Genomic DNA, 10,129 nt, shown 5'->3' with positions numbered 1-10,129 from the left:
TTCACCTTCGCGCTCCTGTAGAGCCGAGCCATGCTCGGCTGCTCTTCGACCAGATCGCGATGACGCCCGCGCTGTGCGCGCAAGCCGAGCGTGGGCTCGGCTCTACAACAACGTGTCGTTCACCTTCGCGCTCCTGTAGAGTCGAGCCATGCTCGGCTGCTCTTCGACCAGATCGCGATGACGCCCGCGCTGTGCGCGCAAGCCGAGCGTGGGCTCGGCTCTAGACCGTCTTGTCGGCTGCGATATCGATCAGGGTCTGCCGGAAACTGGGCAGCAGCACGCGGTTGCCATGCCCGCTCAGGTGATCATTGTCGAAGAACAATGGTTCGCCGTCTTCCACCGCCGAACAGGCCTGCGGCCCGCACAGCAGCGGCAGCGGATCCCACACGGTCATTGACGGGTAACGTGCCGCCAGGTCATCCAGCAGTGCCATCTGCGGCGCCCGCAGCATTTCCAGATCCGCACGCGGCATGCTCAGACCGCCGGCACACGCCGGATTGCGGCGGTTGAACCAGTCTGAACAGCGGTACGCACCGGCCTTGAACAGCGGCAGCGGTGCGTCGATCACCACCTGTACGCCCAGCTTCTGCAAACGCCCCAGCACGCGTTCGGCTTCGTCGCGTGCAGCCTGTGCATGCGCGGGCGTGCGCTCGGCCAGCAGCTGTTGATAGATCTGCTGTGCATCCTGCCGCTGCCAGTCGAACCCACGCAGTTCCGGCATGCGCAAGGCCGCCAGCAGCACGATGTCACCCGGGCGCGCCTCGCGCTCGATGGTCGACAGCGTGTCTTCAATGAAGTCCTGGCAGTCGGCCGGGCTGGCCCGCAGCAGGTTGACGAAGCTGCAGCCGCCGCGATCCTGCTGGCGCACCTCCATGCCGGTCTGCCGCGCGACCATGCTGGTCACGGTGCGATACGCCGCCGCATGCGAGTCGCCGGCCACGAACAGGCGCCGCCCTTCAAGCGCCGGCGCACTCACCGGTTCCAGCGGGCGCCACGCCGGGTAGCGACGCGCCTGCCATGCGTAGCCGTTGCGGGTGACGCTGAGCGAGACCTGCTCGTGGTACTCCACCGTGGCCCAGGCGCCGGCACCGCACAGCGCCACCAGCGGAAACGCCATCGCCAGCACCTTGGCCGGTGCCAGCCGCAGCAGCGGCGCCGCACTGCGCAGCGGGCGCTCGATGAAGTGGTAGGACGCGGCCGACACCGCCAGCAGCAGCACCGGATACAGCCACAGCGCGACGCCATGCAGGCCATACGTCCAGCGCAGCAGTACCAGCAGCGGCCAATGCCACAGGTACAGCGAATAGGACAGCCGACCCAGGTAGGCCAGCGGTGCGCAGCCCAGCGCACGGGCGATGCGCGATGTCCCCGCTGTCGACACGCCCGCCAACAGCAGCAGGGTACCGGCCACGGTCGCCAGCACGCCCGGCACCGGCATCGCCAACTGCGGGGCGATCAGCACACCCGCGGCCAGCAGCGCCAGGCCCGTCACGGCAGCCGCGTCGCTGCCCTGGCGTGGCGTACGTTTATGCATCCACTGGTAGAGCAGCGCACCTGCGGCCAGCTCCCAGAACCGCGCCGGCAGCAGATAGAACGCCGACGCCGGCGCCGATCGCGCCTGCCAGCCCGCCCACGCCAGCGACAGCATGGTGAGCGCCGGCAACAGCCAACGCGCCCCCGGCCAGCGCTCACGCCCGCGCAGCCACACGAAGAACAACAGCGGGAAGACCAGGTAGAACTGCTCTTCCACACCCAGCGTCCAGGTATGCAGGAACGGATTGAGTTCAGCGCCGGGCGAGAAGTAATCGTCCTGCTGGCCGGCCAGCACGATGTTGCTCAAGCCGACCAGCGCGGCCCAGCCGGTCTGGTCGAACTGCTCATTGCGCCACGCGCGGGGAATGAACAACGCCGACAGCACGAAGGTCGCCATCAGCATCACCAGCAGCGCCGGCAACAGGCGCAGCACGCGACGCCGGTAGAAATCGAGCAGCATCGCACCCAGCGATGCTTGGGCGCGCGAGGCCAGCGACTGGCTGATCACGAAGCCGGATACCACGAAGAACAGGTCCACACCGGTGAAGCCGCCGGGCAGCCACGTCGCGTTGGTGTGGAAAAGGACGACGGCCAGCACCGCCAGTGCACGCAGGCCATCGATGGCGGCGTTGTGGGAACGTTCGGGAGAGGACACGCGGGCAACCGGCAGAAGACAGGGCGGCAGCATCGCCACCGTTTGCGCAGTCATTCAATGGACAATCGCGACAGACGTGGACAACGTTCAGGTCCAGTCCCGGATCGGCGCGGTTGTAGAGCCGAGCCATGCTCGGCTGCCCTTCGTCCAGATCGCAGTGAGCCGAGCATAGGCTCGGCTCCACAGCAGCAACTGGGGGTCAGAGCCCATTGCCTTGCCAATGGGCTCCGACCCCGCCGCAGGCGCGCTTACCAGGCCATGCGCAGGCCCAGCTGGCCGCCTACGTTGCGGTAGCCATGATCGCCGCGCTGCACGCTCATGCCACCCCACGCACCCCAACGCTGGCCCAGCCTCAGCTCGGCACCGGCCTGCACTTCATAGCGGTTGCGCGGCACGTCCGCACCCAGCGTGCCGCCGTTGAACTGCAACGTGCTGGTGCCGCTGCCACGCAGCCAGTTCACGCCCAGGTACGGCTGCACGGTGTTGCCGGCGGCCGTGCCATGGCCGAACACACGCACGCCCAGGCGCCCGCTAAGGCCACCGGCGTCGGCATGGTCGACCACCGTACCGTTGCTCTCCACGTGGCGATCGGCGCGGAAATCGACATGGCTCAGCTGCAGTTGTGGCTGCACATACAGTGCGCTGGCGGTGTCCTGCCACACATTGAATGTGTAGCCGGACTCCAGTGACGCAGTGGCCATGCGCGAGTCGTAGTGCTCCGGCGCCAGGCCGATGCCCTGCACGCGGTTATCGAAGCGGCCGTACTGCAGGGCTGCATCCACATACGCGCCCCGCGTGCCGTCCGCTTCCTGCATCCAGGTGCCGTACCCACCCACGGCGCTGCCACGTACCCGGCCCTTGGCGCTGTAACCGGTCAGATCGGACACTACGCTGCTGTCGGCGCGGCCGCTTCCCAGCATCACACCGGCAACCGCGTTGCCACGCTGCAGCAGGTCAGTGCCGATCTGCAACATCGAGGTGTTGCCATCAATCGACAGCTGGCCGCCGACCGCGCTGAAATCCGCCTGCTGCCGACCCACGCGTGCCCAGGCCTGGCGCTCGCCGTCCATCGAACGTGCGCCATTGCGCTCGTGCATGCGGTGCGCGAACAGGTTGATCGCCGCCGACTGGTTGGCCAGGTAAGCCCCCGCTTCCGGGCGCAGCACCGGTGGCGGCAGGATCGGATCGCCCGGATCAGTCGGATCAGTCGGATCAGTCGGATCAGTCGGATCAGTCGGATCAGTCGGATCGGTTGGATCCGGATCCGGGCCCGGATCGACCACGCACCCCGGTGCGGCCGGGTTGTCCTGGCAGATATCGAACCACTGCGAACGCAGATACCAGTTGCCATCGGAAGGATCGGCCAGGCCGCCCTGGAACAGGAAGTACTCGTACGATCCGCCCACCGCGCGGCCGCTCAGCGTGTAACTCGCCAGCGATGCACCGTCGATCTCGATCAGCGCGATGCCATCCACGGTAGGTGCGCCTACGCCACCGATGTTCTTCACCGCGATCAGCGCGTCGCCGGAGCTGTCGCCGCGCACGTGCAGGCGGTCCATCGCGCTGTCATCGCCGGCCAGCGTGCCCTGGAACAGGAACGTCGCCCCTGCGCTGTGCAGGTCGCCGTCCACGGTGAGCGTATTGAAACGGCCGCTGCCGTCGGACAAGGCCACGCCACTGTTGAGTACCTGCAACTCGCCCACCGTGGCATCACCGGTCAGCGTCCACTGGCTGCCGTTCTCGATCGCCATCGTCTGCACCAGATCCGACGAACCCTGCCAGAGCGAACCATCGGCCAGCCGTACATGCACGTCCGACTGTGGCGGCAGCCCAGCGTCCTCGTCCTCCGGGGTGATGGCGATGTCACCGTCCATCCGCGAGCGGCCCTCCAGCACCACATCGAAGCGCCCGGCCACTGCGGCATCCAGTGCCAAGGCGATGCCATTGCCGCCCGATACCACCGCACCGTTGGACAGGGTCAGGCCGGGGTCGCGGCTGCTGCGCACCCACACACCACCATGCTGGACGCTCACCAGCGAGCCGCCGTCGATGCGCATCCGCCCGTTGTCATTGATCACCGCCGCCCACGCGCCCTCGCCTTCGGTGCGCACATGGGTGTTGTTCAAAGCGATATGCCCAGCACCACCGGCAATGACACCGTGCGAGGATCGGCCAAGGGTCTGCAAGCGGCTGTCGACCAGCGTGACGGTCCCGCCGGTGCGTGCAATCGCCGCAGCAGACCCATCACCCTCGGTCAGCACCTGGGAATCGACCGCCTCGATCCCGGGCGGCCGCCCGGCGCCGCCCTGCGCATACAGACCATGGGCAGAACGCCCCCCTGTGCGCAGGTTGGTACTGAAAAGCTGCGCGCTGCCGCCTCGTGCATCAAGGCCGAGCCCACCGTCTCCCTGGGCCACCACTGAAGACTCACTCAGCACCAGCGTGGAATCGTTCGGCATCCAGATGGCAGTACCTGCAGACGTTGCAAGCGAGCTGCGTTCCACTGTCACGACGTTGCCTCGGCCATTGATATCCAATGCGACCAGCTCGCTGCGGACACTGCTGTCACGCAGGTTCGCGCTGCCATTGTCCATCAGCCTCAGTCCCGTATTGCCGGACAGCTCGCTGCTCTGCACGTCCAGCGCACCACCTGACTGATCGACGGCGCGACCATGGGCGCCCTGCACGCTGATGCGGCTGTCGGAAACGTTTACGCTGCCTCCCATCGCCAGACCGACGGCGGCGTCACCGCGCATGTCAATGTCCACACCCTTCATCACCAGGCGCGTGCCGCGATGCGCCGTTGCGGCCACACCCGAATAGCCCACGCGTCCAATGCTCGCGTCCTGCAGGACGACCTCGGCCGTGCCGGTCGCCAGGACACCATTGCCCGCGTCACCCGCCATGTCGATGTGGACCCCATCCAGCGTTGCTGTGCCCGCATTCGCATACAGACCGTAAGTACCGTAGCGGTTCACCTGCAACTGAGCGCCCTGAACCTGCAGCGTGCCTCCCATCAACCGAAGCGCATCGCCGCCGGTGCTGCGGACCTGCACGTTTCTCAGCACGGCATCCGCGCCCTGCACCTGTACCCCGTGAGCGCCGTTGCCGCGTGTCTCGATCACTACATCGGCGGCCTCCAGTCGGGCGCCTGCGGCAACTGACGCGCCTGCTGCAGAGATGCCAGTGGTGCTCACCGATGCGCCCTGCAACGAGATCAGGCTGCCGGTACCTTCGGCGTGCGCAGCGTGCGCTCCGCGTCCTTCGGTAGAGAGATTGACCGGCCCTGTCGGAAGAATGCGGCCGCCGTTGATTGCGTAGAAGGCATGTCCCGACGGGTCGCCCGGCAGCACCGGCTCAGTGGTGTGGTAATCGCCTTCGGCGGGCATCTGGTCGTCGCCGTCCGCCACGATCTGCTGGGCCGAGGCGGGAATGCTGGCAAGCAGTGCAATGGCTAGGGCAGCTGGCAGCGCATGGTGGCGTGGGGTGGGTGTATGCATGGGGTTGCTCCTGAAAGGAGGCGCCATGCTCGTCATCTCCTTTCACTGCCTCCATCGAATCACTTGCAACCCACCTGCGACAGGGTGTCGCAGTGCTGGCTGAAAGCTGAAGGCGCTACCGGTGTTCAGTGGGCTTTACAACTTTTTGCATGGGTTCGGCCGGGCTGCGCACAGAGACTGGCGCCAGTAGAGACACTTGACTTCGCAATTGCCCACTCTTCACACCATCCTCACAGAGATGAAGGATATACGGCACTTCGTCTGAATGCGGTTGCGTCGTGTCGCGTCTCTCCCCCTTCTCCGACACAAGGATTCCCCCATGAAGCGCACCGCCACCGCATCCCATCCTCTGACGCCGCGCCCGCTGTTCCGCAGCCTGGTGCTGGCGCTGGCGTCCCTTCCCGCCGGCATCGCACTTGCCGGCGATCTCGACGGCCAGACTGCGGAGGTCGGTGCTGGCGATCCGGTCGAAGCGTGGACGTTGAAGAACGGCTCGCTGCTGACCGTGAATGACGGCGCAACCCGCAATCTGACCGCTGAGGACTCGACCGTGGTGCTGTCCAACACTAGTGTGGATGCGACGACGGCGGGCCCCGCTGTGCGCCTCTCCGGCGCCTCGGCCCTGGCGGCTCGATCGACGCAATTCAACGGTAGCATCCATCTTGTCGACAACAGCACCGCCTTGATCGAAGACAGCCAGATCTCCGTGGCGGCGGGAGCGGGCGTGCATCCCGGCATTGCCAGCGTGGGCATCGACCTCGCTCCTGCCGGGGCTTCCTTCCCACAGAACGCGTTCGCAACGGTGCGCAACAGCACCATCCGTGCCCAGGATGCGCCCGGTACGAGTGACATCAACAGCGGCTTGGGCGTACGTCTGATGGGGGGCACGATCCATCTGGAAGGCTCCCGCATCGACGCCGACAACATGGCCGCACTGCTGGCGCCCTCAGCGGCCGGCCAGCCCCCGATCGAACTTCGTGTTGACCACTCCGTGCTCCAGTCCCGTCGCGGCGCTGCAATCCGCGTCGCACCGCGCGCGCGGGATGCCGAGTACCAGATCACCGTCGCGAACGGGTCAAAACTTGTCGCAGGCGACGGGAATCTGCTGCTGATGAGTTCGTGGACCGGCAACCCTGTCGCCGCCGACAGTCGTGTCAGCTTTACAGTGGACGACGCGCGGCTGATCGGTGATGTCAGGCTCGATACGGCAACGGTTACCAACGGCACGATCAACGTAACCCTGCGTAACAAGGCACAGATCGACGGCCGCTTCCTCAGCGTCACCTCGGCCAGCATCGACGGCGACAGCACCTGGCTGATGTCCGGCGACAGCACTGTCGGTCATCTCGCGCTGGGTAGCACCGGTACGGTGGCGCTGGGCAATGGCAGTACGTTCAACACGCTCACCGTGGATACCTTCGACGGGGCCGGTGGCACCCTGCTGTTCAACACCCAGCTGGGCGACGACAGTTCGGCCACCGACAAGCTGATCATCAAGGGCGACGCCAACGGCCAGGCCAACGTGCGCGTGCTCAATGCCGGCGGCGCAGGCGCCAAGACCGACAAGGGCATCGAGCTGATCCGTGTGGGCGGTGCGTCCAATGCGCAGTTCGACCTGCAGGGCCGCGCGGTGGGTGGGCAGTACGAGTACTTCCTGTTCAAGGACGCGACCAACGGCGGCTGGTACCTGCGCTCGGAACTTGCCGGGGCGCCGGATCCGTGTGTGATCGACCCGACGCTGCCGGAGTGTAAGCCGGTCGATCCGGTGGACCCGGTGGACCCGGTGGATCCGGTCGATCCGGTCGATCCGATCGACCCCACGCCGGTGTTGCGCCCGGAAGCCGGCGCGTACCTGGCCAACCAATTCGCGATGGACCAGCTGCTGCGCCATGGCTGGCGCGACCGCCAGGGCGGCAACACCTCCGCCATTGATGGCGTGCGTGGCTGGGCCCGCGTGGACGCTACACAGAGCAAGCTGTCGGCGGTGGAAGACCAGCTGGACCTGCGCGTGGACCGCTCGCGCCTGCAGCTGGGTGCGGACATCGGCGTGTTCGACAACGGCCAGGGCCGCGTTGGCCTGATGGGCACGCTGGCCAGGTCCGATGCCACCTCGCGTTCGCAGCTGACCGGCTACAGCGCACGCGGCAAGGTCAACGGCGGCGCGCTGGGCGTGTACGGCAACTGGAGCAACGATGCACTGTATGTGGATGCCAGTGTGCAGCGCGGCCAGTTCCGCAACCGCGTGCAGGGCGAAGGCCTGGCCGAGGAACGCTACGACTCGGACATCTGGCAGAGCTCGCTGGAAGCCGGCTACCGCTTCGGCATCGGCCAGATCGGCAGCACCGCGCTGAGCCTGCAGCCGGAACTGCAGCTGGTCTACACCGACGCCAACACCGATCGCCACGAGGAAGCCAACGGCACGGTGGTGCGCAGCCTGGGCGACAGCGGTCTGTCCGGCCGCGTGGGCCTGCGCCTGCAGGGCGAAGGCCGCAGTGCCGCCGGCGCGTCGGTCAGCCCGTATGTGGTGGCCAACTGGTACCGCGATGGCGCCAGCAACGGCATGGCGTTCGATGATGAAGCGCTGAAGGCCAGCGTGCCGCGCAACCGCTACGAGTTGAATGCCGGTGCGCGCGTGGACTTCCGTTCCGGGCTGAGTGCGTGGGGTGGCTTCGGCGTGATGCGGGGTGACCATGGGTACCGCGAAGCGACGGCCAATCTGAGCATGTCGTACAAGTGGTGAGGTAGAAGCGCGTTCTACTTTCTGTAGAGCCGAGCCATGCTCGGCTGCTTCTCGATGAGATTGTGATGAGCCGAGCGTCGGCTCGGCTCTACACGAATGTCGCGATTGCCACGCTGTGGCGTGCGCCGCACGATTGCAACGCTTTCGAACTTTCCAACAATTCTCATTGGCGGCACTGGCGCTTCATGCAAATCATGTAGCGCCACCGACAACGGGTGGCACGGGCTTCCAATCCCGTTCGGTTAATGTCGTTTACGCTTGCCTGCCGGCGTCGCCCTTTCCTTGTTGGGTGGCGTCGGCAGGCATTCTGTCCGCGCACCTATGGCGGGCGGTGCGTGGGGGCCTCGTGCCCGCCGGCGTTTGACGACGTTAGCCACCGGTATTGGAACCACGCACCGTCCGCCACCCTCGCTGTTAAGCAGGGTGGCCCCTTGCCGCTTGCACAAGGACGCCGCCATGACCGCTTCCCCTTACCCGCACCTGTTCGCCACCCTGGGCGAGGCCGCCACGCGCCTGCCCGATGACCTGGCCCGCACGCTGGAAGACACCTTCGTTGCGCTGCAGACCGGTAACAGCCCTGGCGCCATCACCCTGCAGGCCTGCCTGCAGTACATCCGCCAGGGCGATGCCGCCGATGGCCAGCCGTGGCCCGGCAGCAACCGCACACCCGGACAGCGTTTGGCCTTGGCGCGCATCGACCGCGCCAATGCGGGGCTGAGTTTCCTGCTGGAACTGCTGCACGCCACCGAACGTGTCCGCGTGGACGGGGATATCGACCAGCAGATGGGCGATGGCGCGCGCGAAGGGCTGCTGCTGGCCTGCCGTGGGCTGGCCGAGTATGTGGATGTGCAGTTGCGGGCGGTGTAAGCATCCAACGACGAGAAGTGCGGGGAAGCGCTCAGTTCAGTTGCACGCTGCACGCAATTGCAACGATTCCGATGGCTCATCATCACAGGAGCACCAATAGTGCGCACTTCTTTTCAGGGAGTGCCCGGATGCACAAGATGATGATTCCGCTTGTCCGCTATGCACAGTTCAATGGGCGCGCCAGCCGCGGTGAGTTCTGGTGGTTCCAGTTGTTCGTCGTGATCGTGTTGATACCGTCGAATGTGCTGGGCTTCATTGCTGGCTACACCGGTTCAAGCACGCTGGCACTGATATCGACGGGCGTGGGCGCGTTGGTGTGGCTGGCGATCATCGTGCCGATGATTGCAGTGACCGTGCGCCGCCTGCATGACACCGACCGTTCCGGCTGGTGGTACCTGCTGATGCTGGTGCCGATTGTGGGCTTGGTGGTGCTGGTGTTCCTGCTGCTACCCGGCACGCCGGGCAACAACCGCTTCGATACAGCGGTTCCGCACGTGTAACCCGCCCCCGTTGGTGGGTGTCGACCTTGGTCGACACGGTGTTGGCACGCGCGGCTGACACATCCGTGCCAACCAAGGTTGGCACCTACCAGAGCAACACCGAGGTATTCCCGCCTGGGTAGGTGTCGACCTTGGTCGACACGCTGTTGGCACGGGCGGCTGACACATTCGTGCCAACCAAGGTTGGCACCTGCCAGAGCAACATCGAGGTGTTCCCGCCTGGGTAGGTGTCGACCTTGGTCGACACGCTGTTGGCACGGGCGGCTGACACATTCGTGCCAACCAAGGTTGGCACCTACCAGAGCAACACCGAGGTATTCCCGCCTGGGTAGGT

General features: G+C 66.1%; 5 protein-coding genes. 3 read left to right on the top strand and 2 right to left on the bottom strand.

Annotated features, from left to right (window positions below):
* Positions 1–220: 220 nt before the first annotated feature.
* Together AC5P7F_RS21575 and AC5P7F_RS21570 are read right to left on the bottom strand one after the other, a co-directional pair.
* The gene (locus AC5P7F_RS21575) at positions 221–2,242 is read right to left on the bottom strand and encodes an acyltransferase family protein (RefSeq protein ID WP_046428798.1); all 2,022 of its coding nucleotides are present in this window, start codon (positions 2,240–2,242) and stop codon (positions 221–223) included.
* Between the two features lie 194 nt (positions 2,243–2,436).
* Positions 2,437–5,688 carry an autotransporter family protein gene (locus tag AC5P7F_RS21570; protein WP_251467642.1) on the bottom strand — a complete coding sequence of 1,084 codons (3,252 nt, stop codon included), beginning with the start codon at positions 5,686–5,688 and terminating at the stop codon, positions 2,437–2,439.
* 319 nt (positions 5,689–6,007) lie between these two features.
* On the opposite strand from AC5P7F_RS21570, the gene AC5P7F_RS21565 reads away from it, so the two are divergent.
* The 3 genes from AC5P7F_RS21565 to AC5P7F_RS21555 all read left to right on the top strand — a co-directional run bounded on the left by AC5P7F_RS21565 (position 6,008) and on the right by AC5P7F_RS21555 (position 9,795).
* On the top strand, positions 6,008–8,428 hold the full coding sequence (locus AC5P7F_RS21565; RefSeq protein ID WP_046428792.1) for an autotransporter family protein: 2,421 nt from the start codon (positions 6,008–6,010) through the stop codon (positions 8,426–8,428).
* A gap of 456 nt (positions 8,429–8,884) precedes the next feature.
* Positions 8,885–9,295 carry a hypothetical protein gene (locus AC5P7F_RS21560; protein ID WP_046428790.1) on the top strand — a complete coding sequence of 137 codons (411 nt, stop codon included), beginning with the start codon at positions 8,885–8,887 and terminating at the stop codon, positions 9,293–9,295.
* Positions 9,296–9,423: 128 nt separating this feature from the next.
* Positions 9,424–9,795 carry a DUF805 domain-containing protein gene (locus AC5P7F_RS21555; protein WP_014645924.1) on the top strand — a complete coding sequence of 124 codons (372 nt, stop codon included), beginning with the start codon at positions 9,424–9,426 and terminating at the stop codon, positions 9,793–9,795.
* Positions 9,796–10,129 lie beyond the last annotated feature (334 nt).

The organism is Stenotrophomonas sp. YJH_SMC_105-26 (assembly GCF_059368915.1).
This window is presented reverse-complemented; position numbering and strand designations above follow the sequence as displayed.

What these genes read in the sequence shown, in the direction of transcription:
- AC5P7F_RS21575 (WP_046428798.1), bottom strand. Translation starts at nt 2,242, where the DNA reads ATGACTGCGCAAACGGTGGCGATGCTGCCGCCCTGTCTTCTGCCGGTT.
- AC5P7F_RS21570 (WP_251467642.1), bottom strand. Translation starts at nt 5,688, where the DNA reads ATGCATACACCCACCCCACGCCACCATGCGCTGCCAGCTGCCCTAGCC.
- AC5P7F_RS21565 (WP_046428792.1), top strand. Translation starts at nt 6,008, where the DNA reads ATGAAGCGCACCGCCACCGCATCCCATCCTCTGACGCCGCGCCCGCTG.
- AC5P7F_RS21560 (WP_046428790.1), top strand. Translation starts at nt 8,885, where the DNA reads ATGACCGCTTCCCCTTACCCGCACCTGTTCGCCACCCTGGGCGAGGCC.
- AC5P7F_RS21555 (WP_014645924.1), top strand. Translation starts at nt 9,424, where the DNA reads ATGCACAAGATGATGATTCCGCTTGTCCGCTATGCACAGTTCAATGGG.